Annotated in this window: 19 protein-coding genes; 10 read left to right on the forward strand and 9 right to left on the reverse strand. The window is 42.7% G+C overall.

The genetic code is table 11. The features are described from left to right. Positions 1–15: 15 nt before the first annotated feature. The 8 genes from napA (at position 16) to DXZ23_RS01705 (ending at position 10,609) form a co-directional block, all read left to right on the forward strand. Positions 16–2,499, forward strand: a complete 2,484-nt coding sequence (gene napA / locus DXZ23_RS01670) for a nitrate reductase catalytic subunit NapA (protein WP_021723510.1) — start codon at positions 16–18, stop codon at positions 2,497–2,499. A gap of 67 nt (positions 2,500–2,566) precedes the next feature. Continuing rightward, positions 2,567–3,328: a ferredoxin-type protein NapG gene (gene napG / locus DXZ23_RS01675; protein WP_017806360.1), complete on the forward strand. Its 762-nt coding sequence runs from the start codon at positions 2,567–2,569 to the stop codon at positions 3,326–3,328. After that, complete coding sequence (napH, locus tag DXZ23_RS01680) at positions 3,329–4,192, forward strand: quinol dehydrogenase ferredoxin subunit NapH (protein ID WP_017806359.1); 864 nt, start codon at positions 3,329–3,331, stop codon at positions 4,190–4,192. A 1-nt stretch (position 4,193) separates the two neighbouring features. Continuing rightward, positions 4,194–4,622, forward strand: a complete 429-nt coding sequence (locus tag DXZ23_RS01685; protein ID WP_017806358.1) for a nitrate reductase cytochrome c-type subunit — start codon at positions 4,194–4,196, stop codon at positions 4,620–4,622. A 7-nt stretch (positions 4,623–4,629) separates the two neighbouring features. Next, positions 4,630–5,229 (forward strand): cytochrome c3 family protein, encoded by a 600-nt coding sequence (locus DXZ23_RS01690; protein WP_017806357.1) that lies wholly within the window; start codon positions 4,630–4,632, stop codon positions 5,227–5,229. A 275-nt stretch (positions 5,230–5,504) separates the two neighbouring features. Then, the gene (gene pnp, locus DXZ23_RS01695; RefSeq protein WP_017806356.1) at positions 5,505–7,634 is read left to right on the forward strand and encodes a polyribonucleotide nucleotidyltransferase; all 2,130 of its coding nucleotides are present in this window, start codon (positions 5,505–5,507) and stop codon (positions 7,632–7,634) included. Between the two features lie 110 nt (positions 7,635–7,744). Then, positions 7,745–8,674, forward strand: a complete 930-nt coding sequence (nlpI, locus tag DXZ23_RS01700) for a lipoprotein NlpI (RefSeq protein ID WP_017806355.1) — start codon at positions 7,745–7,747, stop codon at positions 8,672–8,674. Between the two features lie 138 nt (positions 8,675–8,812). Further along, positions 8,813–10,609: a DEAD/DEAH box helicase gene (locus DXZ23_RS01705; protein WP_017806354.1), complete on the forward strand. Its 1,797-nt coding sequence runs from the start codon at positions 8,813–8,815 to the stop codon at positions 10,607–10,609. A gap of 143 nt (positions 10,610–10,752) precedes the next feature. Here the strand turns inward: DXZ23_RS01705 and slyD are convergent, their stop codons facing one another. The 7 genes from slyD to fmt all read right to left on the reverse strand — a co-directional run bounded on the left by slyD (position 10,753) and on the right by fmt (position 18,599). Continuing rightward, positions 10,753–11,364, reverse strand: a complete 612-nt coding sequence (gene slyD, locus DXZ23_RS01710; RefSeq protein WP_017806353.1) for a peptidylprolyl isomerase — start codon at positions 11,362–11,364, stop codon at positions 10,753–10,755. A 62-nt stretch (positions 11,365–11,426) separates the two neighbouring features. Next, positions 11,427–12,125: an SIMPL domain-containing protein gene (locus tag DXZ23_RS01715; protein ID WP_017806352.1), complete on the reverse strand. Its 699-nt coding sequence runs from the start codon at positions 12,123–12,125 to the stop codon at positions 11,427–11,429. Between the two features lie 245 nt (positions 12,126–12,370). Continuing rightward, positions 12,371–12,781 (reverse strand): ribonuclease E inhibitor RraB, encoded by a 411-nt coding sequence (gene rraB / locus DXZ23_RS01720; RefSeq protein ID WP_017806351.1) that lies wholly within the window; start codon positions 12,779–12,781, stop codon positions 12,371–12,373. A 133-nt stretch (positions 12,782–12,914) separates the two neighbouring features. After that, positions 12,915–14,291 (reverse strand): Trk system potassium transporter TrkA, encoded by a 1,377-nt coding sequence (gene trkA, locus DXZ23_RS01725; RefSeq protein WP_017806350.1) that lies wholly within the window; start codon positions 14,289–14,291, stop codon positions 12,915–12,917. 722 nt (positions 14,292–15,013) lie between these two features. Then, the gene (locus DXZ23_RS01730; RefSeq protein WP_172457181.1) at positions 15,014–15,961 is read right to left on the reverse strand and encodes an IS110 family transposase; all 948 of its coding nucleotides are present in this window, start codon (positions 15,959–15,961) and stop codon (positions 15,014–15,016) included. A 280-nt stretch (positions 15,962–16,241) separates the two neighbouring features. Next, entirely contained in the window at positions 16,242–17,627 is a 1,386-nt protein-coding gene (gene rsmB / locus DXZ23_RS01735) for a 16S rRNA (cytosine(967)-C(5))-methyltransferase RsmB (protein WP_021723507.1), read from the reverse strand. A 12-nt stretch (positions 17,628–17,639) separates the two neighbouring features. Next, positions 17,640–18,599: a methionyl-tRNA formyltransferase gene (fmt, locus tag DXZ23_RS01740; RefSeq protein WP_017806347.1), complete on the reverse strand. Its 960-nt coding sequence runs from the start codon at positions 18,597–18,599 to the stop codon at positions 17,640–17,642. A gap of 414 nt (positions 18,600–19,013) precedes the next feature. Here fmt and DXZ23_RS01745 point away from each other — a divergent pair, with 414 nt between their 5' ends. Beyond that, complete coding sequence (locus DXZ23_RS01745; RefSeq protein ID WP_017806346.1) at positions 19,014–19,967, forward strand: Fic family protein; 954 nt, start codon at positions 19,014–19,016, stop codon at positions 19,965–19,967. 120 nt (positions 19,968–20,087) lie between these two features. Here the strand turns inward: DXZ23_RS01745 and DXZ23_RS01750 are convergent, their stop codons facing one another. Continuing rightward, a complete protein-coding gene (locus DXZ23_RS01750) occupies positions 20,088–21,407 on the reverse strand; it encodes an NAD(P)/FAD-dependent oxidoreductase (RefSeq protein ID WP_026138537.1) in 1,320 nt (439 codons plus the stop codon). A gap of 253 nt (positions 21,408–21,660) precedes the next feature. Beyond that, positions 21,661–23,568, reverse strand: coding sequence for a bifunctional 5-dehydro-2-deoxygluconokinase/5-dehydro-2-deoxyphosphogluconate aldolase (locus DXZ23_RS01755; RefSeq protein ID WP_017806344.1), 1,908 nt, complete (start codon positions 23,566–23,568; stop codon positions 21,661–21,663). Between the two features lie 225 nt (positions 23,569–23,793). Here DXZ23_RS01755 and DXZ23_RS01760 point away from each other — a divergent pair, with 225 nt between their 5' ends. Further along, the gene (locus DXZ23_RS01760) at positions 23,794–24,633 is read left to right on the forward strand and encodes a MurR/RpiR family transcriptional regulator (RefSeq protein ID WP_017806343.1); all 840 of its coding nucleotides are present in this window, start codon (positions 23,794–23,796) and stop codon (positions 24,631–24,633) included. Positions 24,634–24,873: the final 240 nt, after the last annotated feature.

The following is a 24,873-nucleotide window of genomic DNA, read 5'->3' on the forward strand; positions in this document are numbered from 1 at the left end:
GTGGGGGGAAATAAGATGAGTTTAAGTCGCCGAGACTTTATGAAAGCCAATGCCGCAATGGCTGCGGCAACGGTGGCTGGATTAACTATTCCAGTCAAAAATGTAGAAGCCGCACAGGATACCAGTATCAAATGGGATAAAGGTGTTTGCCGTTTCTGTGGTACAGGTTGCGGGGTGTTAATTGGTACGCAAAATGGGCGTGTGGTGGCATCGCAAGGCGATCCAGACGCGGAAGTAAACCGTGGGTTGAACTGTATTAAAGGCTACTTCTTGCCAAAAATTATGTACGGACAAGACCGTTTGACGCACCCAATGTTGCGTATGAAAGACGGTAAATACGATAAAAACGGTGATTTCACGCCTGTTACTTGGGATACCGCCTTCAAAACAATGAAAGAAAAATTCTTGGCAGCGATGAAAGAACGCGGGCCAAATGGTATTGGTATGTTCACTTCTGGGCAAAGCACCATTTTTGAAGGTTATGCCAAGGCGAAGCTTTGGAAAGCGGGTTTCCGTTCTAACAATATCGATCCAAATGCACGTCATTGTATGGCCTCTGCAGCGGTAGCGTTCTTGCGTACCTTTGGGATCGATGAACCAATGGGCTGTTATAACGATATAGAAGAAGCGGAAGCCTTTGTATTATGGGGATCAAATATGGCGGAAATGCACCCAATTTTATGGTCGCGTATTTCTGACCGCCGTTTGTCTAACCCTGATGTAAAAGTTGCCGTACTCTCTACTTTTGAAAACCGCAGTTTTGAACTGGCTGATAATGGAATGATTTTCACCCCGCAAGCCGACTTGGTGATTCTCAACTACATCATCAATTACCTGATTCAAAATGATGCCATCAACTGGGATTTTGTTAATAAACATACCAAATTTAAACGTGGTGAAACGGATATTGGCTACGGATTGCGAGATAATGATCCACGTCAGCAAGCAGCGAAAAACGCCAACAGCGGTAAAATGTACGACAGTAACTTTGAAGAACTCAAAGCACTTGTGTCTGAATATACCCTTGATAAAGCCCACGAAATGTCAGGCGTGCCGAAAGATCAATTAGAAAGCTTGGCGAAACTTTATGCTGATCCAAACCGTAAAGTCGTGTCATTCTGGACAATGGGCTTTAACCAACACACCCGTGGCGTGTGGGCAAACCACTTGATTTATAACATTCACTTATTAACGGGTAAAATTTCTATCCCTGGTTGTGGCCCATTCTCTTTAACAGGTCAGCCATCTGCTTGTGGTACGGCGCGTGAAGTAGGAACATTTATCCACCGTTTACCTGCTGATATGGTGGTAACTAAGCCAGAACATCGTGCCATTGCAGAAAAAACCTGGAAAATCCCAGCCGGCACAATCACCGATAAATTAGGCTATCACGCCGTAGCACAAAGCCGTGCGTTAAAAGACGGCAAAATGCGTGTGCTATGGCAAATGTGTACCAACAATATGCAAGCAGGCCCAAATATCAACCAAGAAACCTTCCCAGGTTGGCGTAATCCTGAAAACTTCATCGTGGTTTCCGATCCTTACCCAACCACCTCAGCCTTAGCGGCGGATTTAATGCTGCCAACCGCAATGTGGGTAGAAAAAGAAGGGGCATACGGTAACGCAGAACGCCGTACTCAAGTGTGGAAACAGCAAGTTAAAGCACCGGGCGAAGCGAAATCCGACTTATGGCAACTGGTTGAGTTTTCTAAATATTTCACCACTGATGAAGTATGGCCAGCAGAACTTTTAGATGCGAACCCAGAATTTAAAGGCAAAACCCTCTATGAAGTGCTGTATCGCAACGGGCAAGTGGATAAATTCTCCAACGAGGAATTAGATAACCGTCTCAACGATGAAGCCTATGATTTTGGTTTCTACATTCAAAAAGGCTTGTTTGAAGAATATGCCTCATTCGGACGCGGCCACGGCCACGATCTCGCCCCTTATGATATGTACCACAAAGCCCGTGGGTTGCGTTGGCCGGTGGTTGAGGGCAAAGAAACCCTATGGCGTTATCGTGCAGGCTATGACCCTTATGTGAAAGCCACTGAAGGCGTAGAGTTCTACGGACAGCCAGACAAACGTGCCGTAATCTTAGCCGTGCCTTATGAACCACCTGCGGAAGTGCCTGATGCGGAATACGATTTATGGCTCTCCACAGGTCGCGTACTGGAGCATTGGCACACAGGCACAATGACCCGCCGTGTACCTGAGCTACACCGTTCATTCCCGAATAATGTGGTTTGGATGCACCCAAATGACGCGAAAAAACGCGGGCTACGCCACGGCGATAAAATCAAAGTGTCTTCACGCCGCGGGGAGATTATTTCCTATTTGGATACGCGTGGACGCAATAAATGTCCAGAAGGCTTGGTGTTCACCACCTTCTTCGATGCGGGACAGCTCGTTAATAAACTCACATTAGACGCGACCGATCCAATCTCGAAAGAAACGGACTTCAAAAAATGTGCCGTTAAAGTGGAAAAAGTCGCTTAAAAACGCACCGCACTTTGATCTCCCATTGAGGATCACCCATTGAGTAAAAGTGCGGTACAAAAAAAGAATGAAAAAATTAACCCAAACACCAGAACGTCGCAAATTTTTTAAAGACGCTGCACGCACCGCAGGGGGCTTGGCAGGGCTGGGAATTTTACTCGGGCTTCAGCAAGAACAAAGTTTGGCACGCCAAGGCGTGGCATTACGCCCACCCTTTGCGATTGCTGATGAGCAAAAATTTGCCGCTGCTTGCATTCGTTGCGGGCAGTGCGTTCAGGCTTGCCCTTACGAAATGCTCCATTTGGCTTCACTGCTTTCACCAATGGAAGCTGGCACGCCCTACTTTATCGCACGGGAAAAACCTTGTGAAATGTGCGAGGACATTCCTTGTGCAAAGGCTTGTCCAACGGGAGCACTGGATTCAACGCAAAACGATATTAATGATTCCCGAATGGGCTTATCGGTGCTGTTAGATCACGAAACTTGCCTCAACTGGCAAGGGCTACGTTGCGATGTGTGCTATCGAGTTTGCCCGCTCATTGACAAAGCGATCACCCTCGAAATGCAACGGAATGACCGCACAGGCAAACACGCCTTGTTCATTCCAACGGTGCATTCGGACGCTTGCACGGGCTGCGGTAAATGCGAGGAAGCCTGCGTATTGGACGAAGCGGCGATCAAAGTGTTGCCTCTCTCTCTTGCGAAAGGAATGTTGGGTAAACATTACCGCTTGGGTTGGGAAGAAAAGGCGAAGGTAGGGCATTCGCTCGTGCCAGATGTTATCAGCCTGCCAACTCGCCAGCCAACAGAGAAACCTGAGGGGCGTTAAATGGCAAATTCTCCAAAATATGCGGGCAGAGAAGCTAGGGAAAAATTGGGCTGGTGGCGAGCCAATCGCTTTTTATTTTGGCGACGCTTCACCCAACTGAGTATTTTGGCAATGTTTCTCAGTGGCCCTTGGTTAGGTGTATGGATTTTGCGTGGCAATTACAGCGGCAGCCTCTTTTTGGATCTCATTCCAATGAGCGATCCGCTAATCACCGCAGAAAGCCTTGCAACGGGTCATTTGCCTAACTTCACCACCTTACTGGGTGCTGGCATTGTGATCGCCCTTTATGCCTTATTGGGAAGCAAAGTGTTTTGCGGTTGGGTTTGCCCGTTAAATCTGGTTACAGATTGTGCTGCTTGGCTAAGACGCAAATTAGGCATTCGCCAAAATGCTAAGCTTCCAAGAGGTTTGCGTTATGGCATTTTGCTGATGATTTTGCTCGGCAGTGCAGTGAGTGGCGTAATGTTGTGGGAATGGATCAACCCCGTTGCAGCCTTTGGACGTGCCTTAATTTATGGCTTCGGTGCAACCACTTGGTTAATTTTAGCTGTATTTTTATTTGATTTATTTATCGTAGAACACGGTTGGTGCGGGCATTTATGCCCAATCGGTGCAACTTATGGCGTAATCGGGGCGAAAAGCCTGATTCGCGTCAAAGTGATCGAGCGAAGCCGCTGCGATAATTGTATGGATTGCTACAATATTTGCCCAGAACCGCAGGTATTACGTAGTCCCTTACACGGAAAAAAAGAGGAAGGCTTACTCGTGCTTTCCAAAGATTGTATCAGTTGCGGACGTTGCATTGATGTCTGTGCTGAAAATGTATTCACTTTTACCACAAGATTTAATCATTCGGGGGAATAAAATGATTAAAAAAACATCATTAATTTTGACCGCACTTTTTGCCACCAGCGTGATGGCAGCGGATAACATTGACAACTATCTGCAAGGCACGCCAGAAGACGTGAAACCCGCTTTTCACAACGTGCCAAAACAAAGTGAGTTACCACCGCTTAACTATGTGAATCAACCACCAACGATTCCACATAGCGTAAAAAATTATCAAATCACCAAAAATGTGAACCAATGCTTGAATTGCCACAGCGTTGAGGCTTCTCGCATCACAGGGGCAACACGCATTAGCCCAACCCACTTTATGGATCGTAACGGAAACTTTGTCGGCGGCGAAACCGCTCCTCGCCGTTATTTCTGCTTACAGTGCCACGTTTCACAATCTGACGTTGAACCGATTGTGCCAAATGAATTTAAACCAATGAAAGGCTACGGAGAATAATACTGCGATGATCAAATTAATTAAAAAATTTTGGCATTGGTTTCGCTCACCAAGCCGTATGGCGGTGGGTGTATTAATTACCCTCTCGTTCATTGCGGGTATCGTATTTTGGGGTGGATTTAACACCGCACTTGAACACACCAACACCGAAGAATTTTGTTCTAGCTGCCATATGAACGATGTGGTGCCTGAATATCGTCAATCTGTGCATTATGTCAATCGCACTGGGGTAAAAGCCACTTGTGCGGATTGCCATTTGCCACACGAATTTATTCCTAAGTGGGTGCGTAAAATTAAAGCAGCAACAGAAGTTTATGCGCATATTACAGGTAAAGTGGATACCAAAGAAAAATTTGAAGCAGCACGTTTAGAAATGGCAGAGCGTGAATGGGCAAGAATGAAAGCCAATAATTCACAAGAATGCCGTAACTGTCATAATTTTGATGCAATGGATTTCACCTTGCAAAAAGGCGTAGCAGAAAAAATGCACACAATGGCAATTAAAGATGGCAAAACCTGTATTGATTGCCATAAAGGGATTGCTCACCACTTGCCAAATATGAAAGACGTGAAATCTGGCTTTTTCCCAACCGAAAAAGCAGAATAATTAGGTAAGGTGAATAAACCTAAAATCAACGCATTTAGCGGTATCAATAAACACAAAAGCCCTGTATAATAGCGGGGCTTTTCTTTTCCCGTTGGCGTGCGGCTATCAAAAATACTCTTACGCAACTCGACAAAGTGCGGTGCTTTTTGAGAGAATTTTTGCTAGTCGCAATTGGGAAAACAAGGTGAAATCAAACAGTTAGCCTGTTATTTTACCTAAAGCATTGAGTGTGGAATGTTCCGCAAATTATTCCATTTTATTAAAAGGAAAATATTGTGAATCCAATTGTTAAACAATTTAAATATGGTCAGCACACGGTAACCTTAGAAACCGGAGCAATCGCCCGTCAAGCCACAGCGGCAGTGATGGCGAGTATGGACGACACCAGCGTTTTCGTTACGGTTGTAGCGAAGAAAGATGTGAAAGAAGGGCAAGATTTCTTCCCATTAACCGTAAACTATCAAGAGCGTACTTATGCCGCGGGGCGTATTCCAGGGGGGTTCTTCAAGCGTGAAGGTCGTCCTTCTGAGGGCGAAACCTTAATCGCTCGTCTTATCGACCGTCCAATCCGTCCGCTTTTCCCAGAGGGCTTTTTCAACGAAATTCAAATTGTGGCAACCGTGGTTTCGGTAAACCCACAAATCAGCCCAGATTTAGTGGCGATGATCGGTGCGTCAGCGGCACTTACCCTTTCAGGTGTGCCATTTAACGGCCCTATCGGTGCAGCACGCGTTGGCTTTATTGATGGTCAATTCGTCTTAAACCCAACCACTAACGAACAAAAACAAAGCCGTTTAGACTTAGTGGTAGCGGGGACAGATAAAGCCGTATTGATGGTGGAATCAGAAGCAGATATTCTCACCGAAGAACAAATGCTTGCCGCGGTGGTGTTTGGCCATCAGCAACAACAAGTGGTGATTGAAGCCATTAAAGAATTTGCCCAAGAAGCAGGAAAACCGCGTTGGGATTGGCAGCCTCCAGCTACAGACACGGCGTTGATTGATAAAGTTAAAGCTCTTGCGGAAAGCCGTTTAGGCGATGCTTATCGTATCACGGAAAAACAAGCTCGCTATGAACAAATTGATGCGATTAAAGCTGATGTGGTGAACCAATTAACGGCGGAAGATGAAACCCTAAGCGAAGGAAAAATCGTTGATATTCTGACCGCACTTGAAAGCCAAATCGTTCGTTCACGCATTTTAAATGGCGAACCGCGTATTGATGGTCGTACCGTAGACACCGTGCGTGCCTTGGACATTTGCACTGGCGTATTGCCTCGCACACACGGCTCAGCCCTCTTTACTCGTGGCGAAACCCAAGCCTTAGCGGTAGCCACATTAGGGACAGAGCGTGATGCCCAAATTATTGATGAATTGACAGGCGAGAAAACCGATCACTTCTTATTCCACTACAACTTCCCACCATACTCAGTAGGTGAAACGGGTATGATTGGCTCACCAAAACGCCGTGAAATTGGACACGGTCGCCTTGCTAAACGTGGGGTGGCTGCGGTAATGCCAAGCCTTTCTGAATTCCCTTATGTGGTGCGTGTGGTATCTGAAATCACCGAATCCAACGGTTCATCATCAATGGCTTCCGTTTGCGGTGCATCATTGGCATTAATGGACGCAGGCGTGCCAATTAAAGCGGCTGTTGCGGGGATCGCAATGGGCTTAGTAAAAGAAGATGAAAAATTTGTCGTGCTTTCTGACATCTTAGGTGATGAAGATCACTTAGGCGATATGGATTTCAAAGTAGCTGGAACACGTGAAGGGGTTACAGCACTGCAAATGGATATCAAAATTGAAGGGATTACCCCTGAAATTATGCAGATTGCTCTAAACCAAGCGAAAGGGGCGAGAATGCACATTCTTGGCGTGATGGAACAAGCTGTTCCGCAGCCGCGTGCAGACATTTCTGATTTCGCACCGCGTATTCATACAATGAAAATCGATCCGAAGAAAATCAAAGATGTGATCGGTAAAGGTGGGGCGGTAATTCGTGCCTTAACGGAAGAAACTGGTACGTCCATTGATATTGATGATGACGGTACAGTGAAAATCGCGGCGGTAGATAACAATGCGGTGAAAGAAGTAATGGCTCGCATTGAAGACATTACGGCGGAAGTTGAAGCGGGTGCAATCTATCAAGGTAAAGTGACTCGCCTTGCGGATTTCGGTGCGTTCGTTTCTCTCGTTGGCAACAAAGAGGGCTTAGTGCATATTTCTCAAATTGCTGATGAGCGTGTTGAAAAAGTGAGCGACTACCTCAGCATTGGCCAAGAAGTTACGGTAAAAGTGGTTGAAATCGATCGCCAAGGTCGTATCCGCTTAACGATGAAAGATATTGCTCCAAAACAAGATGCTGCTGTCGTTGAAAACGTAACAGTCAGTGAGCAAGAATAATTAGGCTAGCTCCCAGCTTAATGTAAGCAGGGAGTTTTATTTTTTCTTACGAATCCGTGTGAAATAAGCATTTCTTTTCACATAAAAAGCAGAGATTTAAGGCAAATATAATGCAGCATAACCGGCAATGGAAATCCCTTTGGTATTTATCAATGTGGCGTTTAATCTTGTTGCCATTGGCTTTTTTATTCAGCGGTTGCGGTGGCTCACAGCCCGCATTTATGGTGGATCATCAACTCGCCATCGCAGAGCAAACGCCCGTTCTTCATTCTGAACAAGAAACGATGATCGCACGCATTAGCCAAATCTTGCAAGTAGGACATCTTAACGAAAAAAAATTGACGAACAAGGAACGTGCGGTATTACACTTTGAACGTGGCATACTGTACGACAACCTTGGACTTTGGACATTAGCACGCTACGATTTTTTGCAAGCACTCGAATTGCAGCCAAGAGTAACCGCACTTTATAATTATTTGGGCGTATCTTTGCTGCTGAGCGAGGACTATGATAACGCGTTAGAGGCTTTTAACATCGCTTTGACATTAAATCCCAAAGACGCAAATAGCCTCTTTAATCGCGGCATTGATTTTTATTATATGGGACGCTATACCCTTGCCGAAAAGGATTTATCTGAGTTTTATCAAGTAGATACCTCTGATCCTTATCGAGTCTTGTGGCTTTACTTGAACGAATTAGAAATCAACCCAGAGAATGCAAAACAGCAGCTAAAACAACGTAGCCTTGCCCTTGCTGATGACAAATGGGGCAGCTATATTGTGCAATATTATTTAGGTCAATTATCGGTGGCAGAATTGCAGCAAAAGGGCATCACTTTTGCGAAGGAACACGCTATCCCCTATGCGGAAATTTTAACCGAAACCTACTTTTATCTAGCAAAACAACAACTCAATTTGGGTCAAAAAGAACAAGCAGAAACCCTGTTTAAATTGGCCATAGCGAATCAGGTGTATAACTTTGTTGAGTATCGTTTTGCCGTACTAGAGCTTGCAAAATTAAAGCAAGCGAAGGTGCAATAACGTAGAACTTGTTCTACATTTTGGTGTTGTAAAACAAACGATTTTCAACAATTTATCCGCAAAGTAGCTATTTAACGACACCTATGCTTTGCTAACCTGAAAGTAATTGAGCTTTCTTTTTTATATTCGAGTATTTTAATGACTGAAACAAAAATCACTTTTAATGATTTAGGTTTACCTGAATTTATCCTTAATGCAGTAACAGATATGGGATTTGAATCCCCTTCACCAATCCAACAGGCTTGTATCCCTCACCTTTTAGCAGGGCAAGATGTGCTAGGAATGGCACAAACAGGAAGCGGAAAAACCGCCGCGTTCTCCCTTCCACTGTTGGCTCAAATCGAACCGCAGAAAAAAATGCCACAAATGCTCGTGATGGCACCGACCCGCGAGCTTGCTATTCAAGTGGCAGACGCCTGCGAGCAATTTATGAAATATGCCAAAGGGATCAACATCGTTACCCTTTATGGTGGGCAACGTTATGACATTCAGCTCAGGGCCTTAAAACAAGGTGCACAAGTGGTTGTCGGCACACCGGGGCGTATCCTCGATCACCTAAGACGCAACACCCTCGATCTGTCAGAATTAAAATTTATCGTGCTTGATGAAGCTGATGAAATGTTACGAATGGGCTTTATTGATGATGTTGAAACCGTAATGGCAGCACTGCCAGAACAGCATCAAACCGCACTTTTCTCTGCCACAATGCCAGAACCAATCCGCCGCATTACAAAACGCTTTATGAATAATCCTCAAGAAGTGAAAATTCAATCAAACCAAAAAAATGCTCCAGATATTACCCAAAGTTGCTGGTATGTGCGTGGTTTCCGCAAAAATGAAGCTCTCTTGCGTTTCCTTGAAGTGGAAGAATTTGATGCGGCAATCATCTTTGCTCGCACCAAAACTGCTACCCTTGATATTACCGAATTATTGGAAAAACACGGCTTCCGTGCCGCCGCACTCAATGGGGATATGACCCAACAACTGCGTGAACAAACCCTCGATCGCCTACGCAACGGTAGCCTAGATATTTTAGTCGCCACTGATGTTGCTGCTCGTGGACTTGATGTGGAACGCATTAGTCTTGTGGTAAATTATGATATACCGCTAGATGCCGAAAGTTATGTGCACCGTATTGGGCGTACAGGACGTGCGGGGCGTGCAGGACGTGCATTATTATTTGTTGAGCCAAGAGAAAATCGCTTGCTCAAAAATATCGAACGCCTCACCAAAAAGCCGATTGATGAAGTGGAAGTGCCAAATCGCGAAGCATTACAAGCTTGTCGTCGCAAAAATTTTGTGACCAAAATTACAAAACAGCTTGAACACCACGATCTAGAGTTATACCGCAGCCTGCTTGAAGACTTGTTCACCGCAGACCAAGATCAAGAAGACATCGCGGCAGCAATGTTAATGCTATTACAAGGCAAACAAAAATTGATTCTTCCTCCCGATCCTACCATTGACAAACGTGCTGGGCGTGAACGCAATCGCCGTGAAAACCCTCGCTCAGCAGAACGCCGTGGCTACGGCACCCCGCAACTAATGGATCTCTACCGCATTGAAGTCGGACGTTTAGACGGTGTGGAAGTGCGTCATATCGTTGGAGCAGTGGCAAACGAAGGGGACATTGACAGCCGTTATATCGGACATATCAAACTCTACGACAACTACTCCACCATCGAATTACCGCAAGGAATGCCTAAAGAACTCGTGGCACATTTCACCAAAACCCGCGTAATGAACAAACCAATGCAAATGTCATTACTTGGTGAAGCCAAAAACGAAGGCAGAGGTGGCGAAAAACGCTTTGTCGGCAAAACCAAAGGCCGCAACAGCGACAGCCGCACAGGCGATCGAAAATTCAGAGAAAAAAAACACCGCACTTTTGATGACAGTGGCTTCAAACCACATTCAAAACGGAAAAAATATTAATCTATTTTAAATAAAAGGGGCAATAAGCCCCTTTTATCTTCTTTCCATACTAATCTCAAATTAATCCAATCCCCCCTTTTCACAAATTGAGCGAATCAGGGCGTGAATTAAAGTGCGGTGGTTTTTCAATGCAAATTTTTGAATTAGTGTTTGCAACCGCCGTTGCCACCACAACAGCCTTCGCCTTCGTGATGGTGGTGATCGTGGTCGTGATGATGGTGATGACCGCCGCAACCACAGCCGTGTCCTTCTTCATCACTATCACCGTGTCCGCCACAGCAACCGCCGCCCTCTTGGTGGATATGACCGTGTGCGATTTCCTCTAACGTTGCTTCGCGGGTTGCTACGACTTCCACATCAAATAATAATTCTTGACCTGCAAGCATATGATTGCCGTCCACCACGACATCATTTTCGCCTACTTCGGTGATCACCACTGGTAAGGGACCAACGTCCGTATCGGCAATAAAACGCATTCCAGCTACAAGCTCATCTACGCCAACAAACACATCTTTTGGCACACGTTGTACGAGATTTTCGTTGTATTCACCATAGCCCTCTTCAGGTTTGACACGCACTTCAAATTTATCACCGACTGATTTGCCCTCTAAGGCTTTTTCCAAGCCAATCACTAAATTATTATGCCCTTGTAAATATTCTAAAGGCTGATTCGCTGGTGCTTCATCGACTAATACACCGTCTTCGGTACGAACTTGGTAAGCGATGCTCACCACGACATTTTTTGCAACTTTCATTGATAACCTCATTGGCTTGTTAAAAAATCGCCCCATTGTAACGGAAATGGGGCTGGCTGTCATTATTCCTGAATAAGCTGGATCTTAGCATTGATACTGGCCCGAACATTGGCTTTGCCTGTGCCAAGTTGCATTTGATCGCTCATCTCAGGGCTTGCCATTTTCGCCATTACTGCGTAAGGGCGAGCCACAAAGCGTCCGCTTTCCGCTGGCGTGCGAATGATAAGCTCGACAATTTTGTAGCCTTTGGCGTGCAAGGATTGCTGAATGAGTTGGGCTTTGCGTTCCACTTGAACCAATGCCTGTTGCATCATTTCTTCTTCAAGCTGATTTATGGCAGTTGAAGACACTTGAGAATTAACGTACTCAATGGCTAAAATACCATTTAATTTGCTGATGACTTTAGACAAAGCTTCGACATTTTTACTTTGTAACACAAGTCGCCCACGGGCGATCCAGCCGTCTTGCTTGCCATCTTTATTATAACGCACTTGGGTGCTGCGGGAATCATCACGTAATTCCACGTCTGAGTAGCCTTTTAAAATGCTAAAGGCTTGATTAATTTTGCTATTTACCTCTTTATTAGCTAGTGCAAGATCTTTGTTTTCCACCTGAATAAATAGGGTCGCCTGCAATAAATCGTGCGACACTTCTTTTTCGACTTCAACGTCAAAGGCTATCTGATTATCTGCCGTTGTAGGAGTAGCTTGTGCAAACAGGGGCAGTGCCAAAAGTGCGAAGGTGAAATGTTTTAAACGCATAAAAAATCCTTATAAATGAGTGAATAGGTCTGCATAAACGAGGCAATCTCGTTTCGCAATATGCTGGCTTTATGACAACAAAAAGCCCAAAGCGTTCGTAAAATATAGCTAAATTGATTTCGCTTTCACGCAAGCCCTTATCCAAGGACAATACAGAAAGACATTTAACTATAGAAACAAAAAACACCGCACTTAGGTGGTGTAACCAAAAGTGCGGTAGGATTTTTCAATGATTTTGACGAAGTTTATTCTTCCTCGTCAAAAAATTCGCCGTCTTCGCCGTATTCATCTTTATCGACATTAGGATCTTCAAAATAGGTTCCCCAGCCGTCATAGATGCCGTTAAATTTGGCAATCAATGGGAATAATTCTTTCTGTTGGGCATCAATTAATTCTGCCTTTAATTCAATTTCACTGATAGCATCAAAAGAAAATAAGGTTTTTCCGTCTTCATCTAGCCATTCTTCCGCATCAGACACTTCATAGCCTGCCTTAAATATATCAACGGCAATTTTTTCCAATTTATCAAAATCATAATGCGAAATATGGTGTTCAATAATATAAAGAGCAGCTGGATCACTGCCATCATTAAGTAGGTTGCGAATAATTTCACGCGTGATTGCCTGAGATTCTTCAACGTTAGGGATTGCTTCCATTAATGTTATCCTTTTAGGAAAAGTAAAATGACTACTTATTTTACTATGTTCCTGAAATTTAATCTAAACAAATATTAATTTAACGTTATTTTCTATAACTTGTTTTATTAGAGTCAAAATATCGAAATCTAAATTAGATAAAAAATGCACTTGGTTGGAACAACTTTTCTACCTCTGGTAGATGTTTTTTATCGCTAATATAAACAACAATATGATCATTTGCTTTAATGACAACATTTTTTCTAGCAATAATAATTTCTTCATCGCGTAAGATAGCCCCAATTGTAACCGTTGGCGGTAATTTTATATCTGAGATTTTTCTCTCAATCACATTAGATGAATGGGATTCGCCGTGAACAATGATTTCTAATGCCTCTGCCTCCCCGTGCCGTAATGACACAACATCGCCAATATCACCTTTTCGGATATGCCCTAATAGTGCTGAAATAGTTGGTTGTTGCGGTGAAACCACAATATCGAGTGTTCCACCTTGCAATAAATTAATGTATGCCATACGCTGAATCAGCACCATCGCTTTTTTTGCTCCTAAGCGTTTTGCCAGTAATGCCGACATAATATTGGCTTCATCATCGCTAGTTAAAGAGAGAAAAACATCAACATTTTCAATGTGTTCTTCAAATAAAAGGGATTGATCTGAGGCATCGCCACAAAACACGAGAGTCTTTGATAGCCGTTCCGCCAAGGCGGTGGCTCGCTCTGAGTTACGTTCAATGAGTTTTACCGAACAGTGATCTTCCAAGCGTTTCGCTACGCCACTACCAATATTCCCTCCACCAATAATCATTATTCGTTTATAAGGCTTCTCAAGACGTTGCAACTCGCTCATTATGGCTTTAATGTGAATAGTAGCACAGATAAACGTAACCTCATCGCCCGCTTCAATAATCGTCGAACCCTGTGGACGGATAATTTTATCCTGTCGCAAAATAGACACCACACGGCAATCAATATGCGGTAAATGATCTTTCAGCACCGATAAGGCATAACCCACCAAAGGCCCACCATAATAGGCTTTGACTACCACAATGCTAATCAATCCGCCCGCAAAGTGTGAAACCTGTAACGCACCGGGGTAATCAATCAAGCGTACAATTTCATCGGTAACTAATTTCTCAGGGGAAATAATATGATCAATAGGGATCACATCGGGCTGAAATAATTTATTTTTTTCGCGTAAATAATCCGCACTGCGAATACGTGCGATTTTTGTCGGCACGTTAAACAGTGTATAAGCCACCTGACAAGCAATCATATTGGCTTCATCGGAATTGGTCACTGCCACCACCAAATCCGCGTCCGCAGCTCCCGCCTCACGCAATACTTTTGGCGAAGAAGCCGAGCCATTCACCACCCGCAAATCGTGCTTATCCTGCAACGCAAGCAAACGCTCCGCCTCATTATCCACAAGGGTGATGTCGTTATCTTCACTCACCAAATTCGCTGCCAAGGTTGTACCGACTTGACCCGCACCTAGAATGATAATTTTCATTGTTGTGATCTCTTAAATATAGGGTGTTAATTCGCCATTATATGAATAACATCTTTTTGGGTAAATATAACGGGTTTCGCCGTTGGCGACTTACTTTCTTTTGCTTACTCAAAAGAAAGTAAGCAAAGAAAAGCGTACCCCGACTAAATTGCTATTCCTCATTCCAATAAAATTTTTTTAACGAAAAGTAAGCCTGATGTTCGCTTCGCTCTCGCTCGGCGTTACTTTTCTAAAAATTTTATTTCCATTCGGGCAATTTATACGGGGATTAAGCAACATCTATATACCCCAGTCTCCTTGTTATAAACACGCTATATTGCAAATGATACCCCGTAGGGACGGAGCTATGTGTCCGCCCGATTTACAATGCAAAATATAGAGAGCGGTGATATTTTTCACTATTTTTTGATTTATAAAAAATACACCCTCTTTAATTAAAGTCGCCCTCTCATTTTATACCCCAGTTTCCTCGTTACAAAAATGCGATATTACAAATTATACCCCGTAGGGGCGGGACCTATGTGTCCGCCCGATTTACAATACAAAATATAGAGAGCGGTGATATTTTTCACTATTTTTTGATTTATAAAAAATAAACCCTCTTTAATTAAAGTCGCCCTCTCATTTTATATCCCAGTTTCCTTGTTACAAAAATGCGATATTACAAATTATACCCCGTAGCAACTGTATTCCGCTAAAAAGCAAAAATACAAATTCGTTAATTAAAGTGCGTGAGCGTCCCATTGCGAGTCATCGCGGACAATCGCATTTAAAATGGTGAGAAGCTTACGCATACAGGCGTTAATCGCCACTTTGAACGCCTTACCATTAGCACGTAAGCGTTCGTAAAATTGTTTGAGTTTAGGCTCAAAACGTACACAAACAAATGTTGCCATATACAGTGCATTTCGTACGGCTTTGCGACCACCTGAACAGCGGCTTTTCCATTTGGTGTTGCCACTTTCTTTAGGATGGGGTGCAACACCAACAAGTGAAGCGATTTGTTTATGTGTGTATTGACCTAACTCAGGCAACATTGACATCAAAACGGCTATTGTTTGTGTACCCAACCCTTTGATGTCTTTAAACTTTTTTATTGTATCGTCAAAATGTTTGAGATGCTGTTCGATTTCCCTATCCAGCTCATCAATACGCAGGCTGAGATAGTCGATATGCTGTTCAACACTGAATACTTGTGTGGAATGAACTTGTTCAAGGCGGTTTTTCTCCGCAAAACGCATTTCAACAAGCTGATTACGGCGTGAAACAAGGGCTTCAAGCTGTTCCTGCTCGGGAGTGGGTGGTATGTAAAGCTGCTGTGCTACATTATCACGCATTGCGAGCATTTGGGCGTAAAAAGCCAACATTTTGGCATCTTTATTGTCGGTTTTTGCTAGTGATTGCGACATCGCAAACTGATTGGTTTGTCGCGGGTTGGCAATCACCACACGAAAGCCTGTGCGGTGGAGTGCTTTAGCTAATGGGAGTTCAAGCCTACCGGTGCTTTCAAGGACAATTAAGTCCACACTGAAACGACGTAAATACTCAATGGTATGTGCAATCCCTTTCGGGTTGTTGGTTTCGGTTTTTGTTCGTTTTTGGGTAGAAAGCCCAATGACGAAATGACGTTTAGCAACATCAATACCACAATAAGTTTGTTCATTCATCATTAACCTGCCTTGCATTCGGGTTTAAGTCTGGCAACTGTTCGGTTTTTTGGTGAAATGTTATCTGCTCTCATTGCTACAACTCGGTTTGTTGCCTGGGGCGGACGCGAGATGCAGATAACGGGGTTTTGTTGCTATTTTATATTAATTTTAATATACAAGGGGCGGACCTATGTGTCCGCCCGATTGACAACGTAAAATATAAAGAGCGGTGGGATTTTTGGCTATTTTGGGGAAAACGCTTGAAAAAAACACCGCACTTTGATGAATTTTTGTTCTTCGCTTAATCCCGTTGTTTTCTTAACTTCGCATAATAAAAACCATCGCCGCCGTTTTGTTGAGGGAAAAATTGATGACCTGCGTTTTCTTGTTGAGGGAATGGCAGGGACATTAATTGTGCCTCGGGGTGCTGGTGTAAAAACTCGGCGATTTGTTGGCTGTTTTCCTCTGGCAAGAGCGAGCAAGTGGCATAAAGCAAGATGCCGTTAGGTTTTAAGCGTTGCCATAGGGCGTTTAAAATGGCTTTTTGCAATGCCACTAAGGGGGCGATGTCGCTTTCTTTGCGTAACCATTTTATATCAGGGTGGCGGCGGATTACACCCGTGGCTGAGCAAGGAGCATCAAGTAAAATGCGGTCAAATTGCACCGCACTTTGTTGTGTTAAATCAAGGTTTAAATAGTCGTGAATTTGGGCGAGCCATTGTTCTGGCTGGCTAGCATCACCGCAAATAACCAAAGCCTGTTGCCCCATTCGAGCCAAATTTTCTTCCACTCGTTTCAAGCGATGTTGTTCAACATCTAATGCCACCACGCGAGCTTGCGGGGCAAGCTCCAAAATGTGCGTGGTTTTCCCACCAGGGGCGGCACAAGCGTCTAAAATCACCTCATCATTTTGCGGTTCTAACAATAACGCTGCCCATTGGGCGTGCAGATCTTGCACGGTGATCGCCCCCGCATTGAAATGCGGTAATTGGGCGACATTACGGGGCTGCGTAAGTTGAATGGCTTGGGGGGAATCACCTGCCACCGCTTCAATATTTTCAGCTTGTAAAAGGGCTAAATAATCCGCCCGTTTGTGATATTGTGCGTTCACCCGCAACCACAGTGGCGGTTTTTGATTATTGGCATCAATGACTTCACGCCAATGAGGATAGGCTTTTTTCAGTTTATTCACCAACCATTCAGGGTGGAGGGTTTGCCAATGTTTATCGACCTTTGCCAGAATTTGTTCTTGCTCACGCAAAAAACGGCGTAACACGCCATTCACCAATCCTTTGAAATTGTCTAACTTGAGGTTTTGTGCCGCTTTCACCATTTCATCAACCACAGCGTGATCGGGCGTGCGTAAATAGAGCAACTGATACAACCCAACCAGCAGTAGGCAATGCACGAGGCGGTTTTTGCCTTTCAGCGGTTTATCCACTAATTGTTGAATGATTTGCTCCAAACGGGGCAACACACGACATACCCCAAAACAAATTTCTTGTAACAAAGGCAGATCTTGCGGTTTCACGGCAGGCGTTTTTTCCCCAAGCAAGGTGGAGAGGGATTGCCCTTTATCCAGCACTTGCCACAACATTTGGGCGGCTACCGCTCGTGAAGAAAGGGCTGTAGAAGAAAGTGCGGTGCTTTTTTTCACCACTTTTTTAGCGGGTTTTGCGTTTTTCATTCCACTCGTTCCTTAGCCTAATTGTTTGCCGCTCGGAAACCAATCCGCACGCCCATTGAGTAAATCCTGTGCGGACATCGGCTTTTTGCCCGCTGGCTGTAATTGGGTGAGGTTCAATACTCCCTCCGCAGTGACGATTTGAATGCCTGTTTTATCTGTGCGTAAAATCGTGCCTGCGGGCTGAGGCTGATGAGGCAACACGTTGGCTTGATACACTTTTAAACTCTGTTCTTTGCCCTCGCTGTCGGTGGTAACAAAATAGCTAATCGGCCAAGGGTTGAAAGCTCGAATACAACGCTCAAGCTGTGCGGCTGGCAACTGCCAATCCAATTTGGCTTCTTGCTTGGATAATTTATCCGCATAATTTGCGAGGATCTCCTCTTGTGGCTCAGGCGGAAATTTCCCCGCTTCTAAACCGTCTAACACCTCAATCAAAGCAGGTGGGGCAAGATTTTCCAATTTATGATAAAGGCTAAGCGAAGTTTCCTCTGGTGCAATCTCACAATACACTTTATGTAGCATATCCCCTGTGTCTAAGCCCTCATTCATTTGCATAATGGTTACACCCGATTGCTTATCCCCCGCCCAAATGGCTCGCTGAATGGGGGCAGCACCACGCCAACGTGGCAAAATGGAACCGTGTACATTCAAACAGCCCAATCTTGGGGCATCTAACACCGCTTTAGGTAAAATTAAACCATAGGCCACCACCACCATCACATCGGCATTCAAGGCTTGCAACGTTTGTTGTGCTTCCACATTGCGTAAGGATTTCGGCTGATAAACGGGCAGATTATGCTGCTCAGCCAACTGCTTCACCGCACTGGCTTGCAATTTCTTGCCTCGCCCTGCGGGCTTGTCTGGTTGGGTATAAACAGCAATCACATTATGTTTGGAATTAAGCAACGCCGCCAAATGCACCGCCGCAAATTCAGGCGTGCCAGCAAAAATAATATTTAGGGGTTTTGTCATTGCACTTCTCTTAATTATGAAAAATCATTATTGGCGTTAAGTATAATGTATTTTTGCCTTAGGAGGAAAAGAAAGCGGGGAAAAGGAGAGTGAAAAATAAAGTGCGGTGGAAATGCATAAAGTAATCTTTTTCATGTTGGCTAGGGAGGAAAAGCCAAATAGTGCAAAATATGCACAGACACAATAAATCCAAAAATCTGTGCACGTCTTGAAAACATACACAAGAAATGCAAAAATTTGTGCATGTTATCCTGATATACACAAAATGATTAAAATAAGTGAGTAATAAATGAGTACAGAAAATTATCAAATCCCAATCTTTTCAATTTAGGGGAATTAGAGAATAAATCCATACTTAAAGCAAGTAATTTATCCCATCAAGCACTAGGAGAACTAAAAGGTGTTGTACAAACGATGCCTAATCAGAATATTTTACTTGGTACATTACCTTTACAAGAAGCAAAAGAAAGTTCTGAAATTGAAAATATCATTACTACACAAGATGATTTGTATCAAAGTAATTTTGCGACGCAACAATTTAGTTCAGCTGCGGCAAAAGAAGTTCATCATTATGCTCAAGCAATGGAGTTAGGTTTTAATGCGGTCCGTTCCTCTAGATTAATTACGCTCAATACAATCAAAGCGGTGCAAGCTAAATTAGAGGGAAATAATGCAGGTTTTCGTAAACAAAAAGGCACTGGTTTAATTAATCAAATAACGAAAAAAGTCGTTTATATGCCACCGCAACACCCTGATTTGATTGAAAACTATATGTCAGATTTAGAGAAGTTTATTAATGATTCTGCTCAAGTTGATTACGATCCGCTTGTTAAAATGGCATTAATTCATCATCAATTTGAGAGTATTCACCCATTTTATGATGGTAATGGCAGAACTGGACGTATTATTAATATTCTCTATTTAATTCAACAAGATTTATTAGAAACCCCTATTTTATATCTTTCTCGTTACATTAATCGCAATAAAGCAGAATATTATCGCTTATTACAAGAAGTAAGGGATTCACAAAGTTGGGGGAAATGGATTATTTTTATGCTCAAAGGTATTGAAGAAACCGCTAAGCAAACCATAATTTTAATAAAAAAAATTAAGCAATTAATTCAAAAACATAAACAAAAAATCCGAAGCGAATCATCTGGGATATATAGCCATGAATTAATTAATAATCTTTATAAACACCCTTATACAAAAATTGATTTTGTTGCACAAGATTGCCAAATTCATCGAAATACGGCTGCAAAACGTTTAGATAAATTAGTGCAATTAGGTATCTTAGAAAAAGTGAAAATTGGCAAAGAGAATTTTTATATCAATGTTGAATTATATCAATTACTCATTGAAGAATAACCGTTTAGCTGATTTTGAGAGATTTATGAAAGACTTCATCGCTCACAAAAATTAGCAATCATATTCTAGAATAAATAAAAAGTGCGGTGGAAATTCATAAAAATAACACCGCACTTATGTTTAATGCAATTTTAGCATTGGCTTGAGAATACGATTAATGCGTCCAATTAAAATCATTAATCCTGTTTTTATGCAACCAAATAAGGCGTGTTGGTGCATTCGATAAAGGGAAAGATAGGCAAGGCGAGCAAATAAGCCTTCAATCATCATTTTGTTATCGAATAATGCTCCCACTGTGGTGAATTTAGAAAGGGAGACTAATGAACCTTTGTCGTTGTAGTGGAAATCTCGCAAAGGTTTATGTTGGAAAATCGCAACTACATTTTTGGCACAGACTTTCGCCATTTGGTGTGCAGCTTGAGCACGTGGCGGCACAGGTGTGCCATTTTCCTGCATAAGGAAAGCACAATCGCCAATAGCAAAAATACTCTCATCTACGGTGCTTTGTAAGGTGGGTTTGATCTCAATTTGATTGTTACGATTTAAGGCTAAACCATCAAATTGTTGCGTTACTTTTGATACTCGTACACCAGCCGCCCACACCATTAAATCGGCTGCAATCACCTCGCCAGATTTGGTGACCAACCCTTGTGCGGTCGCTTCTACAATCATCGTATTCAGTTTAATTTTTACCCCAAGTTGCTCTAATTCTTCATACACTGCATTGGAGACTTTTTCTGGTAATGCAGGCAGTAAGCGGTTGCCTGCCTCAATTAGCGTAACCTGTAAACAGCTTGTATCAATATCGCCATAGCCATAATGAGAAAGGTATTTCGTCGCACTGTATAACTCAGCGGTAAGCTCCACGCCTGTAGCCCCCGCCCCTACTATGGCGATATTAATTTTGCCTTCTTCAACCAAAGGCTGTTTCTGGCTTTCTTCACCGATGTCATCTAGCACTCGATTTTCTGAAAAACGTAAAAAGAGTGAAAGCATTTTATTTTGAAAACGCTGTGCCTGTTCGGCGTTATCTAAGAATATGCAATGTTCCGCCACGCCTTTCGTGTTGAAATCATTAGATTTACTGCCGATGGCAATCACTAGATAATCATAAGGAATACGGCGAGCAAGTACGATCAGCTCACCTTCTTGGTTCGTCATTGGGGCAAGTTCAACATATTTATTCGTACGATCAAGGCGGGTGATGGTGCCTTGTTCAAAGTGGAAATGATTTTGATAAGCCTGAGCTCGATAGCTTACCGCATCGGTTCCCACATCAAGTGTGCCAGTTGCCACTTCGTGTAATAGGGGTTTCCACAAATGTGTGGCATTGCGGTCAATTAAGGTAACTTTCGCTTGTTTGCCTAATTTATTGCCAAGAGAAGTCGCAAGTTCTAAGCCACCAGCTCCGCCTCCGACAATCACAATATTTTTTTGCATAAAGGTTCCTAATAAAAAATGTAAATAAAAATAAGAAATAAACATTTTCCTTTGTTGATTTCTTATTTTCACTTTAGAAGCGAAATTATAAGCGTTCATGATGAAAGGATAAATAACGCAAAGGAAGTTTTATTAAAAAAATGTTAAAAAATATCGTTTTGATTGTTATTGGTTTGATGTTAAGCAAGGTGACAAAATAGCTAAGCGAGCCCAATCTGCTCGCTTAGTTTTAGGGGGGAAAATAAAGTGCGGTTTAATTTTTACGATTTTTCCATAAATGAATTAAGCGTTTGTAACGTTCTGATACGGCTTGAATTAGCTGTTCATCAGAAAGTTCACCCGCTAGCCACTGGGCGGAAAGCTGACCGAAAATGGTTCGCCCAACGGCAAATCCTTTAACGAGTGGTGCATTCGCTGAGACGTTGAAAACTTGTTTGAAGGTTTCTTCTGGGGCATCTAAGCCCAAAATTAAAATACCACGGCAATAAGGATCGTTTTGTTCAATCACTTGGCTGATCGCTTGCCATGCCTGTGCGGACACGCCCAGTAATTTCCACCAATCCGGTTTCAGCCCAATCGTGTAAAAATGTTTTATCATTTCGGCATAGTGATTTTCATTCTGTTCCATATCTGCAGGCAAGATGATTTCTAATAGCAATTCGTGTCCTGTTCGACAACAAGTTTGATAGACCTGTTTGAGCATTTCATCTTGTTCTGCTCGCAAAGCTACATTATCCGCAGGATGATAGAAGGCAAGGCATTTCACCACATGTTCAGCGGGCCAACTGATTAACTGACTACCTAAATCGCCGTGCTCTAAACGTAATGGTCGGGAGGAAGGCAATTCAATAGGGCGGCCAATCCACCAACCTTTTCCGGTGATTTCATTAAGTGCTGCTTGACCAAAAGTCGTATCGGCTAATACGCCGGCATATCCATTGGCAATTCCCTCTTGTTTCGCCGTTTGTTCTGCCGCTTGAAGTAGTAATTTTTTCAACGTTGGAATTTTGTTTAAATTTGCACCGCACTTCTCTGCCATCTCCACCAGTTGTTTGCGGTGATCAAAAGCGAAAATACAAAGATCCTTCCATTGCGTTTTACGCGTAGTTACGCGGTGCAAATGATTCAGTTGAGGATCAAGATCAGGGCGAGGCACATTTTCTGCTCGAGCAAGGTAATTATCAAGTTCGATCTTAGTTGGCATTGCAGGAGCACAGCCATGGCGAGAAACCACTAACGCCCCACAGGCATTTGCATAGCGACAACATTGTTCCCAACTTTCACCATTAATATAGCCTCGCAATAATCCTGACATAAAGGCATCACCAGCTCCCAAAACATTCAGAACCTCTACCCGTACCCCATACACATTGATACCACCATCTAAGTCATCAGGAATATCACCTTCAAATACAGAACATCCTAATGCCCCTCGTTTGCACACCAGTGTGGCCTGGCTCACTTTACGCACATTTTTTAGTGCGGTTAGCGTGTCAGTTGAGCCACCTGCAATATGAAATTCTTCTTCTGTACCAACTAACACATCAAAATGATGCAAGACTTCTTGTAAAGATTGTGTAACCGCCTCGGAATCAATATAACGCGTTTCCCCATCTCCCAAAGAAGTTAGCCCCCACAGAACAGGGCGATAATCAATATCAAGCAGCCGTTTTGTGCCATTACGTCCCGCATATTCTAAGGCGGTAAGTACGGCTTGGCGAGTTTTCGGATGAGACAAATGGGTTCCTGTTATCGCCAATGCTTTTGCGGAGGCAATATATTCTTCGTCAAAATCTTCTTCAGTAATCGCCATATCCGCACAATTATCACGATAGAATATTAACGGAAAGGTGTCTTGATCTTTAATACCTAATATGACCAAAGCTGTAAGCCTATCTTTATCAGTAATTAAATGGCTGGTATCAACACCAACGCGTTGTAATTCTTCCCGTAAAAAACGCCCCATATGTTCATCACCAACCCGAGCGAGCATTGAGGATTTCACACCTTGCACTGCCGTGCCATATGCAACATTTCCTGAAGATCCTCCTAGATATTTGGCAAAAGAAGTAACATCTTCTAATCGGCAGCCTATCTGTTGAGCATATAAATCGACTGCTACGCGACCAAGACAAATGAGATCTAAAGTTTTTTCTTTCATAGTGTTTTTCCTTAGTGATAATGCCATCACAAAATACTTAACTCATAAAGTCATAGCCAAATTAAAACATACATTTCAAAAATGCCATTTTTTGAAATTAATATTTGAGAGGTAGATCACAAAGATTTTGCTATTTTAGCTTTGATCAAAGAACATTCTCTATTCAAATAGTTTTTTTACGATTATACTTTCCATAATAAAATATTTATTTCGTTAGGATCTAAAATGCAAACTAATTCTCAACTCGTTCAACTACAAAATGAAATTCGAGCCCGCTACGATAATTTGAGTAAACGATTAAAACAAGTAGCACAATATGTGCTTGATAATAGCAATAGCGTTGTCTTTGATACCGTTGCAACAATTTCACAACGAGCTAATGTACCACCCTCCACGCTGATTCGTTTCGCCAACGCGTTTGGCTTTAGTGGTTTTAATGAAATGAAACAAATCTTCCGTGAAAATTTGATGGAAGAAACAGCTAACTATACGGAGCGATTACAACTTTTTCGCCAGCTTGAACCCGATCAAACGCAACAAGAAAGTGCGGTAGATATTTTGAATATTTTTTCTCAAGCTAATCATCAAGCCTTACAGCAGCTAGCAAACAAAACTTCAGAACAGCAAATACAACAAGCCGTAGACATCCTCAATAATGCCAACAATATTTTTATTATCGGCTTAAAACGTTCCTTTAGTATTGCAAGTTATTTGGATTACGCCTTGCACCATCTAGATTGTCGTTCATTTTTGATTAATGGATTAGGAGGAATGTTTGATGAGCAACTTAATCTAGTGAAAGAAGGAGATGTGGTTATCGCTATTAGTTTTTCTCCCTATGCTAAAGAAACCGTGGACATTATGCACACTACATCAAAAAAAGGCATCAAACAAATTGCCATCACTGACAGCCAAATTAGCCCACTAATTGCTTTCAGCGATGTTTCTTTTGTAATTAAAGAAGCTCAAGTTCGAGGTTTTCGTTCTCAATGCGCAACAATGACGTTAGTCCAAACACTTGCCATCACCTTAGCATTAAAAAAAGAATTATCATCATTAAACTAACTATTGAATTCTATTTCTGAGTGAGAAGAAATGGGTTTTATTATAACAAGAGGAAAAAATTTTTTTCTGAGCCTTTTTATTTCTACACTTTTGGCTACACTTACTTAAAACAAAAAGGACTGTTTTTTAACTTCTATTTCAAATTCAAAGGCTTAACACCTTAAGTCATAAGGTATTAAGCCTTTTTTAATAGCTATTTTGCCTATTCCACCGTTTTCTACTACACCAAATATTTTTACT

Source organism: Avibacterium paragallinarum (assembly GCF_900450705.1).
Taxonomy (GTDB): domain Bacteria; phylum Pseudomonadota; class Gammaproteobacteria; order Enterobacterales; family Pasteurellaceae; genus Avibacterium; species Avibacterium paragallinarum.